Source organism: Cryobacterium sp. RTC2.1 (assembly GCF_035018685.1).
Classification (GTDB): Bacteria; Actinomycetota; Actinomycetes; order Actinomycetales; family Microbacteriaceae; genus Cryobacterium; species Cryobacterium glucosi.
Map to the genome: position 1 here is coordinate 1 of NZ_JASJXJ010000067.1, position 19,272 is coordinate 19,272.

General features: G+C 67.3%; 15 protein-coding genes, 1 tRNA gene and 1 other RNA gene. 13 read left to right on the top strand and 4 right to left on the bottom strand.

Going from position 1 to position 19,272, the window contains the following annotated elements:
• The first annotated feature begins 27 nt into the window (after window positions 1-27).
• Entirely contained in the window at window positions 28-1,935 is a 1,908-nt protein-coding gene (locus QN357_RS10075; RefSeq protein ID WP_323504849.1) for a helicase HerA-like domain-containing protein, read from the top strand.
• 19 nt (window positions 1,936-1,954) lie between these two features.
• On the opposite strand, the gene QN357_RS10080 is transcribed toward QN357_RS10075, so the two are convergent.
• Both QN357_RS10080 and QN357_RS10085 read right to left on the bottom strand, forming a co-directional pair.
• Window positions 1,955-2,455 (bottom strand): hypothetical protein, encoded by a 501-nt coding sequence (locus QN357_RS10080; RefSeq protein WP_323504850.1) that lies wholly within the window; start codon window positions 2,453-2,455, stop codon window positions 1,955-1,957.
• Window positions 2,456-2,710: 255 nt separating this feature from the next.
• On the bottom strand, window positions 2,711-3,352 hold the full coding sequence (locus tag QN357_RS10085) for a hypothetical protein (protein WP_323504851.1): 642 nt from the start codon (window positions 3,350-3,352) through the stop codon (window positions 2,711-2,713).
• A 104-nt stretch (window positions 3,353-3,456) separates the two neighbouring features.
• Between QN357_RS10085 and QN357_RS10090 the strand changes: the two genes are divergently transcribed.
• From QN357_RS10090 to QN357_RS10100, 3 genes are read left to right on the top strand one after another with little or no spacing between them, the layout of a single operon-like run.
• On the top strand, window positions 3,457-4,824 hold the full coding sequence (locus QN357_RS10090) for a TrkH family potassium uptake protein (RefSeq protein ID WP_323504852.1): 1,368 nt from the start codon (window positions 3,457-3,459) through the stop codon (window positions 4,822-4,824).
• The gene (locus tag QN357_RS10095; RefSeq protein WP_134558026.1) at window positions 4,817-5,515 is read left to right on the top strand and encodes a potassium channel family protein; all 699 of its coding nucleotides are present in this window, start codon (window positions 4,817-4,819) and stop codon (window positions 5,513-5,515) included. The genes QN357_RS10090 and QN357_RS10095 overlap by 8 nt, the downstream gene beginning before the upstream one ends.
• A gap of 37 nt (window positions 5,516-5,552) precedes the next feature.
• Entirely contained in the window at window positions 5,553-5,804 is a 252-nt protein-coding gene (locus QN357_RS10100) for a ferrous iron transport protein A (RefSeq protein ID WP_323504853.1), read from the top strand.
• 31 nt (window positions 5,805-5,835) lie between these two features.
• Here QN357_RS10100 and QN357_RS10105 read toward each other — a convergent pair.
• Window positions 5,836-5,923: transfer RNA gene (locus tag QN357_RS10105), tRNA-Ser, on the bottom strand.
• Window positions 5,924-6,043: 120 nt separating this feature from the next.
• Here QN357_RS10105 and ffs point away from each other — a divergent pair.
• The 4 genes from ffs to QN357_RS10125 all read left to right on the top strand — a co-directional run bounded on the left by ffs (window position 6,044) and on the right by QN357_RS10125 (window position 12,211).
• Window positions 6,044-6,140, top strand: an RNA gene (gene ffs, locus QN357_RS10110) — signal recognition particle sRNA small type.
• A gap of 190 nt (window positions 6,141-6,330) precedes the next feature.
• Complete coding sequence (locus QN357_RS10115; protein WP_134558025.1) at window positions 6,331-8,799, top strand: phosphoketolase; 2,469 nt, start codon at window positions 6,331-6,333, stop codon at window positions 8,797-8,799.
• Between the two features lie 2 nt (window positions 8,800-8,801).
• On the top strand, window positions 8,802-11,027 hold the full coding sequence (gene pta / locus QN357_RS10120) for a phosphate acetyltransferase (RefSeq protein ID WP_134449848.1): 2,226 nt from the start codon (window positions 8,802-8,804) through the stop codon (window positions 11,025-11,027).
• Window positions 11,024-12,211, top strand: a complete 1,188-nt coding sequence (locus tag QN357_RS10125) for an acetate/propionate family kinase (protein WP_134449849.1) — start codon at window positions 11,024-11,026, stop codon at window positions 12,209-12,211. Before pta ends, QN357_RS10125 begins: the two co-directional genes overlap by 4 nt.
• Window positions 12,212-12,362: 151 nt before the next feature.
• On the opposite strand, the gene QN357_RS10130 is transcribed toward QN357_RS10125, so the two are convergent.
• Entirely contained in the window at window positions 12,363-13,352 is a 990-nt protein-coding gene (locus QN357_RS10130) for a LacI family DNA-binding transcriptional regulator (protein WP_323504856.1), read from the bottom strand.
• A gap of 254 nt (window positions 13,353-13,606) precedes the next feature.
• On the opposite strand from QN357_RS10130, the gene QN357_RS10135 reads away from it, so the two are divergent.
• The 5 genes from QN357_RS10135 to QN357_RS10155 form a co-directional block, all read left to right on the top strand.
• Window positions 13,607-14,536, top strand: coding sequence for a carbohydrate ABC transporter permease (locus QN357_RS10135; RefSeq protein ID WP_134449850.1), 930 nt, complete (start codon window positions 13,607-13,609; stop codon window positions 14,534-14,536).
• Between the two features lie 61 nt (window positions 14,537-14,597).
• The gene (locus QN357_RS10140; protein WP_241975181.1) at window positions 14,598-15,482 is read left to right on the top strand and encodes a carbohydrate ABC transporter permease; all 885 of its coding nucleotides are present in this window, start codon (window positions 14,598-14,600) and stop codon (window positions 15,480-15,482) included.
• 75 nt (window positions 15,483-15,557) lie between these two features.
• A complete protein-coding gene (locus QN357_RS10145; RefSeq protein WP_134449852.1) occupies window positions 15,558-16,922 on the top strand; it encodes an ABC transporter substrate-binding protein in 1,365 nt (454 codons plus the stop codon).
• Between the two features lie 98 nt (window positions 16,923-17,020).
• The gene (locus QN357_RS10150) at window positions 17,021-18,559 is read left to right on the top strand and encodes an alpha-N-arabinofuranosidase (RefSeq protein ID WP_323504854.1); all 1,539 of its coding nucleotides are present in this window, start codon (window positions 17,021-17,023) and stop codon (window positions 18,557-18,559) included.
• The coding region (locus QN357_RS10155) for a beta-galactosidase (protein ID WP_323504855.1) at window positions 18,556-19,272 on the top strand (717 nt) is incomplete at its 3' end. The genes QN357_RS10150 and QN357_RS10155, both read left to right, overlap by 4 nt.

The following is a 19,272-nucleotide window of genomic DNA, read 5'->3' on the forward strand; positions in this document are numbered from 1 at the left end:
GATCGCGTGTGGGACTAGGATCGCGCCATGAATCCGAGCGACGCCGCCGATCACCTGTCCGAACTCCAGGCCGCAGCCGAGGCCGCGGTCGCCGCGGCCCGCCAGGCGCAGGCCGACGCCGAAGCCGCCCTCGCGAGAGTGCAGGCTGCGGCCGTTCAGGAGCAGGCGGATGCCGCGACGGCGACCGCCCAGACCGGGTCCGGCCCGGCGGCACGGGTGCCGGCACCCGCGGCACCCGCGGCACCCGCGACATCCGCGGCACACGCAACACCGCTCACGGCCGCCCAGGTCGACGTGATCCGGGTCGGCTACGCCTTCAGCGGGCCGGCGCTCGAGATGGGGGCCCTCGTCAACGGCGACGCCCTCGCCGACGTGCCGATCCGGATCCCGCTCGCGATGACCAACCGGCACGGCCTCGTCGCCGGCGCCACCGGCACCGGCAAGACCCGCACCCTGCAGGTGCTCGCCGAGCAGCTCTCCGCGCACGGCGTGCCCGTGTTCGCCGCCGACATCAAGGGCGACCTGTCCGGGGTCGCGACCGCGGGCGTGCCGAACGACAAGCTGCTCGCCCGCACCCGCGGCATCGGGCAGGACTGGGCCGGCCAGGCCGCCCCGACCGAGTACTTCTCCCTCGGCGGCACCGGCCGCGGTGTACCGGTGCGCGCGACCGTCGCCGGATTTGGCCCGCTGCTCCTCAGCAAGGTCCTCGGCCTCAACGACACCCAGGAGTCCAGTCTCGGCCTCGTCTTCCACTACGCCGACCAGGCCGGCCTGCCGCTGCTCGACCTCACCGACCTGCGCGCGGTCCTGAGCTTCCTGACGAGCCCGGCAGGCAAGGCCGAGCTCGCCGGTCTCGGCGGACTGTCCCCGGCGACCGTCGGCGTGATCCTCCGCGAGCTGATCACCTTCGCCGACCAGGGCGCCGACGTGTTCTTCGGCGAGCCCGAGATCGACACCCGGGAGTTCCTCCGCACCGCGCCGGACGGCCGCGGCGTGATCAGCCTGCTCGAGGTGCCCGGCGTGCAGAACCAGCCAGCGCTCTTCTCGACGTTCCTGATGTGGCTCCTCGCCGACCTCTACAACGACCTGCCAGAGGTCGGCGACCTCGACAAGCCCAAGCTCGTGTTCTTCTTCGACGAGGCGCACCTGCTCTTCGCGAACGCCTCCAAGGACTTCCTCGCGTCGATCACCCAGACCGTTCGGCTCATCCGCTCGAAGGGAGTCGGCATCTTCTTCGTCACCCAGACCCCCAAGGACGTGCCCGGCGATGTGCTCGCCCAGCTCGGCTCCCGTGTGCAGCACCAGCTGCGGGCCTTCACCCCGGATGACGCGAAGGCGTTGCGGGCGACCGTTTCGACGTTCCCGAACTCCGGTTACGACCTCGAAGAGGTGCTCACCGGGCTCGGAACCGGCGAGGCGATCGTGACGGTGATGAACGAGAAGGGCGCCCCGAGTCCCGTGGCCTGGACGCGACTGCGCGCGCCGCAGGGGTCGATGTCTCCGACTGCGGATGCCGCGATCGAGTCGGCCGTCGCGGCCTCGCCGCTCCTGGCGACATACGGCGCCACGATCGACCGAGAGTCTGCGCGGGAGATCCTCGCGACCAAGCTCGAGGCGGCGAACCGGGCCGCGGCCGAGCAGCAGGCGGCAGAGCAGGCGGCGCTCGATGCGGCGAAGGCGGCCGCGGAGCGCGAGAAGGCGGACAAGGCCGCCGCCGCGCAGGAGGCGAAGGATGCGCGGGCCGGGGAGCAGGCCGACCGGAAGGCGCAGGCCGAATACGACCGGCTGATGCGGCAGACCGCGGGCCCGGCGCGCACCCGCACGAGCGCGAAGCCGCAGAAGAGCGTGCTCGAGGAGGTGCTCGGGTCGTCCGTGACGAAGTCGATCCTGACCGGGGTTGTGGCCGGCATCTTCGGAACCCGCCGCCGGCGCTGAGCCGCCGCCCGGCATCCGCTCAGCCTGTGTGGGAGGTGTAGCGGCGCTCGAACCAGTAGAGCAACTCGGGCCGGGACCGGTTGAGGTCCTGCAGCGTCATCGGTTCGGCGACCCGCACGATCGGCGCGTCGAGCTGTTCGACGATCATCTCCATCGCCCCGCGCGAATAGAACTGGCCGCGCATCCGCAGCAACAGCCGGCCGTCGAGTCCCGTGATGAACAGCTGCGGATGCGTGTCGAGCGCGCCGCTTTCGTAGAGGTCGAGCAGCACGATGGTGCCGATCACGGACTTGTCGTAGCTCGTGACCCTGCCCAGGAAGCCGCGTTCGGAGACGCCGTCCCTGTCGACCCAGATCACGGTGCGGAAGAACGCGATCGCGGCGAGAACGCAGATGGCGACGAGGATGATCTGGCCGACGAAAACCGGTCGCCAGGAATCTGTCGGGATCGTGAGCCAGTAGAGCACGGCGGAAACCGGGGCGACGAGGGCGAGCACGGACAGACCGGACTGCCGGAGCAACCGGCCGTGCGGTCTCAGAGCGTGCGCCCGAATGAGCGGTCCCCCAGTGACTTTCACCTTAAGCGTTCCCCCTAGCCGGTGTACCCAGATTATCGCGAATGAGAGAGCGTGCCGGATAGCCACCTTAAAGGGGACAGCACGCCGCACCCCGGTGCCCGGGTCCGTGCGGGCAGACGCCGGAACCGGGCGGCACGAGGGGATCGTGCCGCCCGGTTCCGGGTAGAGGCTGCGGTGCAGCCGGTCGTGCGGGCCGGGTCAGCGGCCGAGGATGCCGCCGAGGTCGATTCCGGTGCCGGTGCCGTTCGTGGCGCCGGTGCTGCCGGAGCCGCTGAGGGCACCGTCGACGATGTCGCTGACGCTCGCACCGATGTCATCGACCGACGCCGAGGTGCCGTTGCCGGCCGGAGCGGTGACAGGAGCGGTGACGGGCGCGGTCGTGTCGGTGGTGAGCGGAGCGGTCACGGGAGCCGTTACCGGGGCGGTCACCGGAGCGGTGACGGCCGTGTCGTTGCCTGAGGCGACCGGGACGTCATTGCCGGACGCGACAGGGACGGAGGTGCCGTTGCCGATCGAGGCGCCGTTGCCGACGGAGTTGCCCGAGACGACCGGGCCGGAAACCAGCGGGGCGTTCAGCACGCCGCCGCCGAGGGCATCCGTGCTGGTTCCGTTCGCGCCGGACCCGTTCAGGCCGGACCCGTTCGCGTCGATGCCGCGCAGCGCGTCGTTCAGCAGGCCGAAGTCGACCGTGTTGGCCAGGCTGCTGCTGTCACTGCCCGAGGGGGAGACCGTACCGGTTTCCGCTGCCTGCGCCGGGGCGACGAAGCCGCAGACGATGAGGGCGGATGCCGCGACTCCGGTGATTCCGAATGCGGTGAGACGCTTCGTGATGGTGTTCATGAGAGCTCCATTTCGTAGTTCTGGTCCGGCCTCGGGTATTCCCCGGGCCGCACAAGTAGTCCGGAGCCCTCGTCGAGGCGGATTGGAATCCGTAGAGTGGGCTCGTGCCAGACTCTCCCAGCGCGCACCGCCGCGCGCAGCCACCGAGATTCCGGGCGCACCCGGCCCAGGCCGGCGTCGCGGCCTTCGCGCTGGCGGTCCTCGTCGGCACAGCGCTGCTGATGCTGCCGATCGCGCGGGTGGGTCCCGGTGGGTCGAGCCTGCTCGAGGCGATCTTCACCGCGACGAGCGCGGTCTGCGTCACCGGGCTCGTCGTCGTCGACACCGCGACGCACTGGACGCCCTTCGGGCAGGTCGTGATCATGCTCCTGATCCAGGTGGGCGGCCTCGGCATCATGACGTTCGCGTCCGTCGTCGGGCTCTCGGTGCTGCGGAAGATGAGCCTCCGCTCCCGGATCACTGCCGCTGCCGAGGTCAAGAGCGTCGGACTCGAGGACGTGCGCGGTCTGGTGCTCGGCGTCGTGGGGACATCCGTGCTGATCGAGCTCTGCGTCGCCGTGGTGCTGAGCCTGCGATTCCTCTTCGGCTACGGCGAGCCGCTCGGGAGGGCGCTCTGGCTCGGGCTGTTCCACGCGGTGTCCTCGTTCAACAACGCGGGGTTCGCCCTGTTCAGCGACAACATGATCTCCTACGCGACCGACCCGTGGGTCTGCCTCCCGCTCGCCGCGGCAGTCATCCTCGGAGGTCTCGGCTTCCCCGTGCTCGTGCAGCTGCGCCGGTACCCGCGCCTGCCCCGGAAATGGGTGATGAACACCCGGCTCGTGCTCGCGGGGACCGTTGTGCTCCTCGTTGCAGGCACCGTGTACCTCACAGCGGTCGAGTGGTCGAACCCGTCGACCCTCGGGCCGTTGGGTTGGTCGGACAAGATCCTGGTCGGATTCTTCCAGTCGGTCCAGGCGCGCACGGCGGGCTTCAACAGCATCGACTGGGGTCAGATGGACTCGGCGAGCCTGCTCGGCACCGACGTGCTCATGCTGATCGGCGGCGGCCCCGCCGGAACCGCGGGCGGCATCAAGATCACGACCTTCGCCGTGCTGTTCTTCGTCCTCGTCGCGGAGATTCGCGGCGAAGGGACGGTCACCGTGTTCGGCAAGCAGCTCGCCCGCTCGGTGCAACGCCAGGCCATCACGATCGTGCTGATCGCCGTGGCCGTGATCGCCTTCTCCACCGTCATCCTGATGCTCCTGACCGATTTCAGCCTCGACGCGCTGCTCTTCGAGGTGATCTCTGCCTTTGCGACCGTGGGGCTCTCGACCGGCATCACCGCGGCCATTCCTCCCGGCGGGCAGGTCGTGCTGATGCTGCTCATGTTCATCGGCAGGCTCGGCCCGATCGCCTTCGCGTCCGCCCTCGCACTCCGGCAGCGGCCCAGCACCTTTGAACTCCCCATAGAAAGGCCGATCATTGGCTAAGTTCTCCCTCTTCGGGCGTCGCTCGTCCTCCCGTCTCACCCAGGAGGACGCCGTTGTCGTGATCGGCCTCGGCCGGTTCGGCAGCTCCCTCGCCCTCGAGCTGATGAAAAGCGGCACCGAGGTGCTCGGGATCGACGGCGATGCCGATATCGTCCAGGCGCACAACGGCCTGCTCACCCACGTCGTGCGCGCAGACTCGACGAAAGAGGAGACCCTCCGCCAGCTCGCGGTCGCCGACTTCAGCACAGCGGTCGTCGCGATCGGCGGCGACATCCAGGCGAACATCCTCACGGCGTCGCTGCTTCTCAAGCTCGGGATCGGCAACATCTGGGCCAAGGCGGTGAGCGAACCGCACGGCGCGATCCTCGACCAGCTCGGCGTGACCCACGTGATCTATCCGGAGAAGGACATGGGCAAGCGGGTCGCGCACCTCGTGCGCGGGGTGATGCAGGACTATCTCGAGATCGGCGAGAACTTCGCCCTCGTCAAGATGGCGCCCCCTCGCGTGATCGTGGGGGTCTCGCTCGGCGAGTCCCGGGTGCGTCCGGTGCACGGCGTGACCGTGACCGCGTTCTTCCACGAGGGGGCCGGGTGGAGCTACACGACCCTCGAGACGGTTCTCGAGGCCGGCGATGTGATCCTCGTCGCGGGGGAGACCGAGCGGGTCGAGGCGTTCAGCAGGCTGCGCTAAGGCCGGCGCAGAGGCCGGCGCCGCGTAGGCTCGCCCTATGAGTAGTGCAGCAGTGGCCGCCGCCCGCTTCGTGACAGAGGCCGCGATCGGGACCCGCGTCGTCGTGCGCCGCACCATCGAGGGCGGGGTGACGGATGCCGTCGGCTACCTCCGCGCGTGCGGTCCGGTCGACTGCGTGGTCGAGACGAAACGCGGTCTCGTCACGATCGTGCTTGCCGAGATCGTGGCCGCGAAGGAAGTGCCGCCGCCGCCGGCGCCGCGTGCGCCCCGGCATCCGTTCGCCGACTGACGAGTCTCTACGGGCGCTGACTGATCTTTACTGGCGGAGAATGGGGGATTCGAACCCCCGAGGGCTCTCACCCAACACGCTTTCCAAGCGTGCGCCATAGGCCACTAGGCGAATTCTCCTGGCCGGTCATTTCCCGAAGGTAACAACCTCGAAGAATCTTACCTGTTTCTGAAGGCAGGTGAGAACGCGCTGCGCAGGGACCTGCTTTTGGCTCGGTGCGGCTTTGCGCATAAACTGGGAGCGGCTCCTCGCGTGGCGCTATCTCAGCCAACTCCCCCAGGACGGAAACGTAGCAAGGGTAACTGGGCTCTGGTGGGTGCGCGAGGAGTTTTTTCATGCCCCCGCGGCCTCGAAAAGCGGATTCCGCAGGGCACTCTGACGCCCACCCGGGCCGAGGTCTGGGCATGCCGCGCACTAGTCACTACGCGCGCGTCGCATACTGCGCACAATTCCGTGATAACGATTCCATATCTACTCATAGACTGGGCTATGCGCGGATCGCGCCCCGACAGTGCCGGAGGCACCCATGGTCAACACGTCCGATAAAACCTTCTTGTGGCCCACCCAGCAGCCACGTCCGCTGAGCGATGAAGCGCTCGCGAGCGTAGACGCCTGGTGGCGAGCCGCGAATTATCTTTCGGTAGGGCAGATCTACCTGCTCGACAATCCGTTATTGCGGGAACCGTTGACCCGCGACCACATTAAGCCCCGCCTGCTCGGGCACTGGGGAACGACCCCCGGACTCAACTTCATTTATGCCCACCTGAACCGCGCGATCCAGGAACGCAAGATCAGCACCCTTTACGTCACCGGCCCCGGCCACGGTGGGCCCGGCATGGTCGCCAACGCCTACCTCGACGGCACGTATACCGAGATCTACCCCGGTGTCGAGCAGAGCGAACGCGGCGTCAAGGCCCTGTTCCGCCAGTTCTCCTTCCCGGGCGGAATCCCGAGCCACGCCTCACCGGAGACCCCCGGTTCGATCCACGAGGGCGGCGAGCTCGGCTACGCACTCAGCCACGCTTATGGCGCCGCGTTCGACAACCCCGACCTGCTCGTCGCGGCCGTCGTCGGCGACGGCGAGGCCGAGACCGGACCGCTCGCCACCAGCTGGCACTCCAACAAGTTCGTCGACCCGCTCGTCGACGGCGTCGTGCTGCCGATCCTGCACCTCAACGGGTACAAGATCGCCAACCCGACCATCCTCGCCCGCATCCCCGAAGAGGAGCTCCTCGACCTGATGCGCGGTTACGGCCACAAGCCGTACATCGTTTCCGGCGGATTCAACGAGGAAGACCCGCTCCTCGTCCACCAGCGCATGGCCGAGACCCTCGACGAGGTGCTCAACGAGATCGCCGACATCAAGGCCCGCGCCCTCGCCGGCGACACCGAGCGTCCGCGCTGGCCCATGATCATCCTGCGCACCCCCAAGGGCTGGACCTGCCCGACCACGATCGACGGCCTCAAGGTCGTCGACTCCTGGCGTTCGCACCAGGTGCCGCTCAGCAACGCCCGCGACACCGAGGCGCACACCCGCCTCCTCGAGGGCTGGCTCGCCTCCTACCGTCCCGAAGAACTGTTCGACGAGTCCGGTGCACCGGTCGCGAAGATCACCGGGCTCGCCCCGGACGGTGAGCTGCGGATGAGCGCGAACCCCGTCTCCAACGGCGGCCTGCTCCGCAAGGAGCTGCGCCTTCCCGACTTCCACGACTATGCCGTCGATGTTCCCTCCCCTGGAGCCACGACGGATGAGGCCACGAAGGTCCTCGGAACCTGGCTCGCGGATGTCATCAGGGACAACCCAGACAACTTCCGGATCTTCGGGCCGGATGAGACAGCATCCAACCGTCTCGCCCCCGCCGTGTTCGCTGCGACGGAGAAGACCTGGAACGCCGAATACCACGAGGGCGACACCAACCTCGAACGCGCCGGCCGCATCATGGAGATGCTCAGCGAGCACCAGTGCCAGGGCTGGCTCGAGGGCTACCTGCTCACCGGTCGCCATGGCCTCTTCAACTGCTACGAGGCCTTCATTCACATCGTCGACTCGATGTTCAACCAGCACGCGAAGTGGCTCAAGGTCACCCGCGAGATCCCGTGGCGCCGCTCGATCTCGAGCCTCAACTACCTGCTCTCCTCGCACGTCTGGCGCCAGGACCACAACGGCTTCTCCCACCAGGACCCGGGCTTCATCGACCACGTCGTGAACAAGAGCGCGGATGTCGTGCGCGTCTACCTGCCCTTCGACGCGAACACGCTGCTCTCGATCTACGACCACTGCCTGCGCAGCGTCGACTACGTGAACGTCGTCGTCGCAGGCAAGCAGCCCGCGCCGAACTGGCTCACCATGGACCAGGCCGTCGCACACTGCGACCGCGGCCTCGGCATCTTCGACTGGGCAGGCACCGAAATCGCCGGCACCGAACCGGATGTCGTCCTCGCCGCAGCCGGAGAGGTCCCGACCCTCGAGATCCTCGCCGCCGCCGCGATCCTGCGCGAAGCGATGCCCGACCTCAAGGTCCGCGTCGTCAACGTCGTCGACCTGATGCGCCTGCAGTCCGAGGCGGACCACCCGCACGGACTCAGCGACGCCGAGTTCGACGCCTACTTCACCGCGAACAAGCCGATCGTGTTCGCATACCACGGGTACCCGTGGCTGATCCACCGCCTGACCTACAAGCGCCACGGACACGCGAACCTGCACGCCCGCGGGTACAAGGAAAACGGCACCACGACGACACCGTTCGACATGGTCATGCTCAACGACCTCGACCGGTATCACCTGGTGATGGACGTTATCGACCGCGTCCCCGGACTCGGCGCGCGCGCCGGTGTTCTCCGCCAGGAAATGCAGGATGCCCGCCTCCGCGCCCGCGACTACACGCGTGCATTCGGTGAGGACATTCCCGCGGTCACCGAGTGGGTGTGGGATGCGAACGGCATCGGCGCCACCCCGGTCGATGTGGGACTTTCCACAGGTGGGGATAACGTCTAATCGTGGCTGACAGTATCTACATCACCTCCGCCGAGGGTTATACAGGCAAATCTACGATCGCGCTGGGTGTTCTGGACACCCTGCTTCGTTCGGTCGAACGGGTCGGCGTTTTCCGTCCCGTCGCCCGTTCTTCCAACCATCCCGACTACGTGCTCGAGCTCCTGCTCGAGCACCTCTCCGCAGGCAAGGCCGCAAGTGCGACCGCTGCAACGAGCACCCCGCTCACCTACGACGAATGCGTAGGCGTACATTATGACGAAGTCCACCTCGACCCCGATGCGGCACTCGGCCGCATCGTGCAGCGTTACAAGGCCGTCGAGGCCCAGTGTGACGCGGTCGTCGTCATCGGAAGCGATTACACCGACGTCGGCAGCCCCACCGAGCTCGCCTTCAACCTCCGCATCGCCGCCAACCTCGGCGTCCCGGTGCTGCTGGTTCTCGGCGGACGCGTGGGCTCCGGCCAGGGCGAGACGCTCAACCAGGATGACAGGCTCGGCCAGAGCGACCCGCGCACGCCGGACGACATCCGCCAGCTGACGGATGTCACCATCGCCGAATTGCGCAACGAGCACGTCTCGCTGCTCGGCGTCATCGTCAACCGGGCAGATCCGACGCGCCTGGACGACGTGATCGGCGCCGTCCGCGACGTCGTCGACGCCCCCGGAAGCGAACTCGCGAACGTGCCGGTCTGGGCGCTTCCCGAGGACCCGTACATCGTCGCACCGAGCATGAAGAGCATCCTCAAGGCCGTGAAGGGAACCCTCGTCAAGGGGGACCCCGCGCTCCTGTCCCGTGAGGCCCTCGGAGTCGTCGTCGCGGCGATGTCGATGGTGAACGTGTTGCCCCGCCTGTTCGACGGGGCCGTCGTGCTCATCCCGAGCGACCGTCCCGATGTGCTCCTCGCCGTGCTGATGGCGAACTCCTCTGCGACGTTCCCCTCGATCGCGGGCATCATCCTCGTCGGCGGCTTCGACCTCCCGACGGAGATCGAACAGCTCGTCGAGGGGCTCGCTTCTTCGGTGCCGATCATCCGTACCGAACTCGCGTCCTACGAGGCCGCGGTGCGCATCACGCACACCCCCGGCCGGATGGCCGCGGATTCGCAGCGCAAGCTCGACACCGCGCTCGCCCTTTTCGAAGGCCACGTCGAGGCATCCGTTCTGCTCGACCGCCTCAAGGTGAGCCGCGCCGACGTCGTGACGCCGCTCATGTTCGAGTACACGCTGCTCGAACGTGCCCGGAAGAACCGCAAGCGCATCGTGATGCCCGAGGGGGAGGACGACCGCGTGCTGCGCGCCGCCGCGACCCTGCTGGCCCGCGATGTCGCAGACATCATCATTCTCGGGGAAGAGGTCGAGGTCCGCTCCCGCGCGATCGGGCTCGGCATCGACATCGGGAAGGCCCAGGTGATCAGCCCCTTCAACGAGGAGCTCCGCACCAAGTTCGCCACAGAGTACGCCCGCCTGCGCGCCCACAAGGGCGTCACCATCGACCAGGCCAGGGACGTCGTCACCGACGTGTCCTACTTCGGCACGATGATGGTGCAGATGGGACTGGCCGACGGCATGGTCTCCGGTGCGACGCACACCACGGCGCACACGATCCGCCCGAGCTTCGAGATCATCAAGACCCGCCCGAACACGTCCGTCGTGTCGAGCGTGTTCCTGATGGCCCTCGCGGACAAGGTCCTCGTCTACGGTGACTGCGCCGTGAACCCGGACCCGACCGCCGAGCAACTCGCCGACATCGCCATCTCCGCCTCGGAGACGGCCGTCGAGTTCGGCATCGAGCCGCGCATCGCGATGCTGTCGTACTCGACAGGCGAGTCGGGCAAGGGGGCGGACGTCGACAAGGTCCGCGCCGCGACCGCGCTCGTCCGCGAGCGTCGCCCCGACCTTCTCATCGAGGGCCCGATCCAGTACGACGCGGCAGCGGATGCTGCTGTCGCCGCTGTGAAGATGCCGGCTTCGGCCGTGGCCGGCCGGGCCACCGTCTTCATCTTCCCGGACCTCAACACCGGCAACAACACCTACAAGGCCGTCCAGCGCAGTGCTGGCGCCCTCGCGCTCGGCCCTGTCCTGCAGGGCTTGCGCAAACCGATCAACGACCTTTCCCGAGGAGCACTTGTGCAGGACATCGTCAACACCGTTGCGATCACCGCAATCCAGGCGGCGTCACTCGACTCCGCTGCCGCCGCTGCTGCCGCGACTGCGACGGTCTCAGCATGAGCGCCGTCCTGGTCATCAACTCCGGTTCCTCGTCGTTCAAGTACCAGCTGATCGACATGCAGACGGAGACCGAGCTCGCGAGCGGCCTCGTCGAGCGCATCGGTGAGGCGAGCGGGCACGCCCGTCACACCGCCGCCGGTTCCGACCGCGTCGAGCAGACGCTGCCGATCCCGGACCACACCGCCGGATTCGCCGTGATGCTCGCCGCGTTCGCCGCCAGCGGCCCGCAGCTCAGCACGGCGAACCTTGTGGCCGTCGGCCACCGGGTCGTGCAGGGTGGCAGCATCTTCCAGGGTCCGACCGTGATCGATGACGAGGTGCTCGCCCAGATCAGCGCGCTCTCCGACCTCGCGCCGCTCCACAACCCGGCACACGTTCAGGGCATCAACGCGGCCAGGGCACAGTTCCCGGACGTGCCTCACGTCGCCGTCTTCGACACGTCGTTCCACCAGACGATGCCGGCACCGGCGTACACCTACGCGATCGACACCGCGCTGGCCGCCGAGTACGGCATCCGTCGTTATGGAGCACACGGCAGCTCGCACAAGTTCGTGTCCGAAGCCGCTGCGGAGTTCCTCGGCCGCCCGCTCGCCGAGCTCAAGACCATCGTGCTGCACCTCGGAAACGGGGCGTCGGCGTGCGCGGTCGACGGTGGAAAGTCCATCGACACCTCGATGGGCCTCACCCCGCTGCAGGGACTCGTCATGGGTACCCGCTCCGGCGACATCGACCCCGCCGTGCTGTTCCACCTGCACCGCAAGGCCGGCATGTCGATCGAAGAGCTCGACACCCTGCTGAACAAGAAGAGCGGCATGCTCGGACTGACCGGCAACGGTGACATGCGCGACGTCGAGGACGCCGCCATAGCCGGGGACGCGGTCGCCCAGGCTGCCCTCGACGTCTACTACCACCGCATCCGCGGTTACGTGGGCAACTACATCGCCCAGCTCGGCGGACTCGACGTGATCGTCTTCACCGCCGGTATCGGAGAGAATTCGGGAATCATCCGGGCCGGCGCCCTCGCCGGACTCGAATTCCTCGGCATCGAGATCGACCCGGCGAAGAACGACCCGTTCTCCCGGGTCGCCCGCGTCATCTCGACCGATGACTCGAAGGTCACCGTGCTCGTCATCCCGACGAACGAGGAGCTGGAGATCGCTCGCCAGACCCTCGCCGTCATCTAGCAGCACCGAAGTCGACGGCCGCTCCCTTCGGGGGCGGCCGTCGCGTGCGTTAACGCACCCCGCTACTGCTCGCGAGAGTGCACTTTTGGCCCTTAAAACGGCGGTTTAAGGGCCAAAAGTGCGCTCTCGCGAACGGGGCGTGGCGGATACCTCAGGGTGTTCTGGGGGCTGTGCTTCCGCGCACCACGAGGTGCGTGGGCACGATCGTGGTGCCAGGAACGGATGCACCGGGGGAATCGATCTGCCGCAGGAGCTTCTCGATGCAGAGCCGGCCCACCTGGGCGAAGTCCTGGTGCACCGTCGTCAGTGGGGGCCAGAACTCACCGGACTCGCGCATGTCGTCGAAGCCGACGACGCTCACGTCGGCGGGCAGGGCCCGGCCGGCCTCATGCATCGCGCGCATGACACCGAGGGCCATCTGGTCGTTGGACGCGAAGATGGCCGTGATGAGCGGGTCGGCGGCGAGGGTCACCCCGTGCACGTAGCCGCTCTGCGCACTCCAGTCCCCTTCGAGCACGGGGGGCACCGGGGCGCCGGCCGCCTTCAGGGTGTTGCGCCACGACGCCGTGCGGCGACCGGCCGAGAAGGAGGACTCCGGGCCGGCGATGTGCCAGACCGTGCGGTGACCGAGGTCGAGCAGGTGCTGGGTGGCCAGGCGGGCGCCCTCGGTCTGGTCGGTGTCGACCACCGTGTACCGGGAACCGGCGTCGGAGTCGACGATGACGACGGGAAGCCCGGTCGGCACGGTCACGTCGATCCGGTCGAGCATGTGGGCTTCCATGATGATCACGATGCCGTCGACGGCCTGCTCTGCCAGCCGGGTCACGGCGCCGGTGACCGCACCCTGGGTGGGTCTCGTCACCGGGATGAGGGTGATCGAGTACCCGGCCTCCGCGGCCGCCATCGCGACCGCATCGAGCGTGCGCATGTTGCCGAAGCTCGAGAGGGTGAACATGATCACGCCGATGGTGCTGAACCGGCCCGATTTGAGGGCGCGGGCGGCGCTGTTCGGCCGGTAACCGATCTCATCCATGGCCGCGAGCACGCGGTCCCGGGTGTCGGAGTCGACATTGCTCCGGGCGTTCACCACCCGGGAAACGGTCTGGGACGAGACGCCGGCCAGGGCCGCGACATCCGCCATCGACGGCAGGCGCTGCACACCTCGGGTCAGCGGACTCAGGGGAGTCGGGTGGCTTGGGGGAGTGGAGGGCGCGGAGGTGCCGGCGCCTTCAGCGGGGCTGATCTTTGCCACGTTCCCTCCCGGGTCCCGGAAAATGCTTCCGTATGTTTACGTAAACATGCTAGCGTGCTTACACGTCATGTTTACGCAAACATGACCAGGAACCTCGAACTCCATCATCCGCCGCACCACACTATCGAGTCAGAGAAACAGGAATGACGACGCTGTCAACGCTCACCCCCAGTGGCCAGGCGCTTTCCGGCCCACGGAAGCCGCACGTGCAGAAGCGCGACTGGACCGGCTGGAAGTTCATCGCCCCGTTCATGGTCGTCTTCACCCTCGTCCTGATCGCTCCGGTGCTGTATTCGATCTACCTGAGCTTCTTCAAGGAACAGCTCGTCGGGGGCAACTCCTTCGTCGGCTTCGCGAACTACGGCCAGGCGCTCACGGATCCCCAGTTCTGGGAGTCGATGGGGCGGGTGACCCTGTTCTTCGTCGTGCAGGTTCCGATCATGCTCGGCATCGCACTCTTCGCCGCCCTGGCGATCGACAGTGCGCGCCTGCACCTGTCCAGCTTCTTCCGCATCGCGATCTTCCTGCCGTACGCCGTTCCCGCGGTGGTCGCCACCCTGATGTGGGGCTTCATGTACGGCACGAAGTTCGGCCTGGTCGGCAATCTCAACGACTTCTTCCACCTCGCCATTCCTGACCCGCTCGGGAGCAGCTGGGTGCTCGCGAGCATCGGCAACATCGTCACCTGGGAATTCATCGGCTACAACATGATCCTGTTCTATGCGGCGCTCCGGGTGATCCCGACCGACCTCTATGAGGCGGCCTCCCTCGACGGCGCCGGCGCCTTCCGCATCATCCGCAGCATCAAGATGCCGGCGCTGCGTCCCGCCATCGTGATCGGCGGCATCTTCTCGGTCATCGGCAGCTTCCAGCTCTTCAACGAGCCGAGCATCCTGCAGTCCCTGGCGCCCAACACCATCTCGACCTATTTCTCCCCGAACATGTACGCGTACAACCTGTCCTTCGCGGGCCAGCAGTACAACTATTCGGCCACCATCGCGATCATCGTCGGCCTCTTCACTGCCGTCATCGCCTACATCGTGCAGAACTCCGGTTCGCGGAAGGAGGTCTGAGATGTCCACCACTGACCAGGCCAGAGTGAACGTGCCCGCAAGCCAGGCCAGGGCCCCACGGATGTCCCGCTACACCCGGACGAACAAGTCCAACCAGGGCCTGCACACAAAGAAGTCGATCCTGCTCACGATCATCATGGGCGCGCTGGTCCTCTACAGCCTGCTTCCCCTGTTCTGGCTCTTCGTGAACTCGACGAAGACCCAGGCCGAGCTGCTCAACTCCTTCGGCCTCTGGTTCAGTGGTCCGAACGCCCTCTGGGACAACATCGTCGCGACCGTGACCTACAACGACGGAGTCTTCGTCCGTTGGTTCGGGAACACCCTGATGTACGTCGTCGTCGGGGCGGGAGGGGCCACCTTCCTCGCGGCACTCGGCGGTTATGGACTGGCCAAATTCAACTTCCCGGGCAAGAAGGCCGTCTTCGCCGTCGTGCTCGGTGCCGTGGCGATCCCCGGCACGGCCCTCGCGGTCCCGACCTTCCTCATGTTCAGCCAGATGGGCCTCACGAACACGCCCTGGGCGGTCATCCTGCCCTCGTTGATCAGCCCGTTCGGCCTGTACCTGATCTGGACCTACGCCCTCGATGCCGTGCCGACCGAGGTGCTCGAGGCCGCACGCATGGACGGGGCAGGCGAATTCCGCACCTTCTTCACCATCTCCCTCAAGCTCCTCGCCCCCGGCCTCGTGACCGTGCTCCTGTTCACCCTCGTGGCCACCTGGAACAACTACTTCCTGCCCCTGATCATGCTGAGCGAACCGACCTGGTACCCGCTCACCGTCGGACTCAAGCAGTGGAGCAATCAGGCCCAGACCGTCGGCGGCGACGTGATCTACAACCTCGTGATCACCGGTTCGATGCTCACAATCATCCCGATCGTCGTCGCGTTCCTGTTCCTGCAGCGCTACTGGCAGTCCGGTCTCGCCGCCGGCAGCGTCAAGGCGTGACCCCCCGACCCATTCGACCGCACCACCTGTCCCGCATCGCAGTTCATCCATTTACAAGGAAGTGAAAGGCATTTCATGAAAGCACCACACAGCACCAGGAAGGCACTGCGTCGCACCGCGGTCGTCGTCGCCACCGGACTCGCGCTCAGCATGTCCCTCGCCGCGTGTTCCGGATCCGGAACCGGATCGACAGCATCGTCGACCGCCAGCGCCGCGGACATCACCGCGGCCCTGAACGAGAAGTCGACCATCACCGTCTGGGCGTGGGCCCCGGCCGTGGAGAAGATCGCCGCGGCGTTCGAGAAGGAACACCCGAATGTGACCGTCAAGGTCGTCAACGCGGGAACCGGCAACGATCAGTACATCAAGCTCCAGAACGCGATCAAGGCAGGGTCCGGCGCGCCGGACATCGCCCAGATCGAGTATTACGCGCTTCCGCAGTTCGCGTTGTCCAAGTCGCTCGCCGACCTCAGCGCCTACGGCTTCGACTCGTACGCGTCCGAATACACCGACAGCACCTGGGGATCGGTCAAGCTCGGCGACGGCATCTACGCCCTCCCGCAGGACTCCGGCCCCATGGCCATGTTCTACAACAAGGCCGTCTTCGACAAGTACGGCCTCACCGTTCCCACCACCTGGGACGAGTACGTCGCAACGGCCAAGAAGCTGCACGAGGCCAACCCGAACGCCTACATCACCAACGACACCGGCGACGCCGGCTTCACCACGAGCATGATCTGGCAGGCCGGCGGCCAGCCGTACACCACGACGGACTCCACCAAGGTCAGCATCAACCTCCAGGACGCGGGCTCGAAGAAGTTCGCAGACACCTGGAACACGCTGCTCAGCAACGACCTCCTCGCCGCAACGCCCAGCTGGAGCGACGAATGGTACAAGGGCCTCGGCGACGGTACCATCGCCACCCTCAACATCGGTGCCTGGATGCCCGGCAACCTCGAGTCCGGTGTGAAGGAAGCCGCCGGTGACTGGCGGGTCGCGCCGCTGCCGACGTACACGGCAGGCGACAAGGCAAGCGCCGAGAACGGCGGCGGTGGAGATGCCATCCTCGAGCAGAGCAAGAACAAGCTCGTCGCAGCCGGTTTCCTCCAGTACATGAACGAGGGCGCGGGTACCCAGATCTCGATCGACGCCGGCGGATTCCCGTCGACCGTCGCCGACCTGAACTCCGACGCGTTCCTGAACGCCACGAGCGACTACTTCGGCGGCCAGAAGATCAACCAGGTCCTCGTGCAGTCCGCGAAGGACGTCGTTCCCGGCTGGAGCTACCTCCCGTTCCAGGTCTACTCGAACAGCATCTTCAAGGACACGGTCGGCCAGGCGTATGCCGCCAAGTCCGACCTCAATGCCGGGTTGACCGCGTGGCAGAAGGCCACCGCGGACTACGGCAACCAGCAGGGCTTCACCGTCACCAGCAAGTAGCATCCTGCGCCACCGTCGGAGAAGGGTGGGCCTGGACCAGGCCCACCCTTTTCCGTCGCCTTCACCACCGTCGTACCGAACAAAGAGGATCTTCTCCCGTGTTGCACGCCCGGCTCAGCATCACCCGCGACAACGTTGTGGCACCCGTTTCGCCCCGGATCTTCGGCTCCTTCGTCGAACACATGGGCCGCGCCGTGTACACGGGCATCTACGAGCCCGGTCATCCCGCCGCGAATGCGGAGGGATTCCGCCAGGACGTGCTCGACCTGGTGCGGGAACTGAACCCGAGCCTCGTCCGCTATCCCGGAGGCAACTTCGTCTCCGGCTTCCGCTGGGAAGACAGCGTCGGCCCCCGCGACACGCGCCCCGTGCGCCTCGACGTGGCGTGGCACAGCATCGAGACCAACGAGGTCGGCCTGCACGAATTCGCGGCCTGGGCGGAGACCGCGGGCGTCGAGGTGATGCAGGCCGTGAACCTGGGCACCCGGGGCGTCGCGGAAGCCGCGGCCCTGCTCGAATACGCCAACCACCCGGGGGGCACCACCCGCTCCGAGGAGCGCAGGGCCAACGGTCGCACGGAACCGTTCGGCATCCGCGTCTGGTGCCTCGGCAACGAAATGGACGGCCCCTGGCAGATCGGCCACAAGACCGCCGAGGAATACGGGCGCCTCGCCGCCGAGACCGCCCGGGTGATGAAATGGGTCGACCCCACCATCGAACTCGTCGTCGCCGGCAGCTCCAACGCCGAAATGCCCACCTTCGGCAGCTGGGAACGCACGGTGCTCGGGCACACCATCGACCTCGTCGACCACATCTCCCTGCACGCCTACTACGAGGAGAAGCCCGGCGACCTCGGCAGCTTCCTGGCCTCCGGCGTCGGCCTGGACCGCTTCATCGGAGACGTCGCCGCGATCGTCGACGAGGTGGCGGCCGAACGGGGCGTCGACCGCTTCATCGGCATCAGCGTCGACGAGTGGAACGTCTGGTACCAGACCCGCTTCAACGAGGTGGACAAGGCGGACCTGCTCACCGGCGACTGGAACGCCCACCCCCGCCTGATCGAAGACGAGTACAACGTCAGCGACGCCGTCGTCGTCGGTTCCCTGCTGATCTCCCTGCTGCGCAACAGCGACCGGGTCTCGATGGCCAACCTCGCCCAACTCGTGAATGTGATCGCCCCGATCAGGTCCGAACCCGGCGGACCGGCCTGGCGACAGACCACGTTCTTCCCCTTCGCGTTGACCGCGGGCGCAGCCCGCGGCGACGTGCTGGCCACCGCGATCCACTCCGACACCTACGAAACCGTCGCCCACGGCACCGTCGACGTAGCGGATGCCGCCGCGACGGCCACCGACGACGAGGTCGTGCTGTATCTCGTGAACCGGTCGAGCACCACCCCGCTCACCCTGGACGTGGACCTGGCCGGGGCACCCGCCGGAGCGATCCGGTCCGCGCGGAGCGTGCACGCCCCGGACGGCGGCGACCGGTTCAGCACGAATGCCCTCGATCATCAGGAGACGGTGGCACCCGTCGAGCTCACGGGCCTGACGCTGTCGGAAGACGGCGCCCGCCTCACCGCGGTGCTGCCGGCACTGTCCTGGTCCATCGTCCGCCTGGCCGCCCGGAGCGCGTCATGAGCACCATGAGCGCGACCATCGCGGCAACATCGACAGCGACCCGCTGGGTGCGCTGGCCGGATGCGCACACCCTCGCCGACGGAACGGAGAGCCTGGCGTCCGGAACCGCACGTATCGCATACGGCGCCGACTACAACCCCGAACAGTGGCCGGAGGCGGTCTGGGCCGACGACATGCGGCTGATGCGCGAGGCCGGCGTGAACATCGTCAGCGTCGGCATCTTCTCCTGGGCGCTGCTGCAGCCCACCATCGACAGCTGGGATTTCGGCTGGCTCGACCGCGCCCTCGACCTGCTGCACGCCAACGGCATCGCCGTCGACCTCGCCACCGCAACCGCGAGCCCGCCACCCTGGCTGACCGAGGCGCACCCCGAGGTGCTGCCCGTGAACCGGCTCGGCGAGACCATCTGGCCCGGCGGCCGCCAGCAGTGGCGTCCGACCTCACCGGTCTTCCGCCGCTACGCCCTGGCCCTCGTCGAGAAGATGGCCATGCGCTACGCCGGCCATCCCGCCCTCGCCATGTGGCACATCAGCAACGAACTCGGCTGCCACAACGTCTACGACTACTCTGACGACGCCGCTGCGGCCTTCCGCGGCTGGCTCGCAGGCCGGTACGGCTCGCTCGTCGAACTCAACCGGGCCTGGGGCACCGCGTTCTGGTCCCAGAACTACTCGAGCTGGAGCCAGATCCTGCCGCCGCGCCTCGCCGCCACC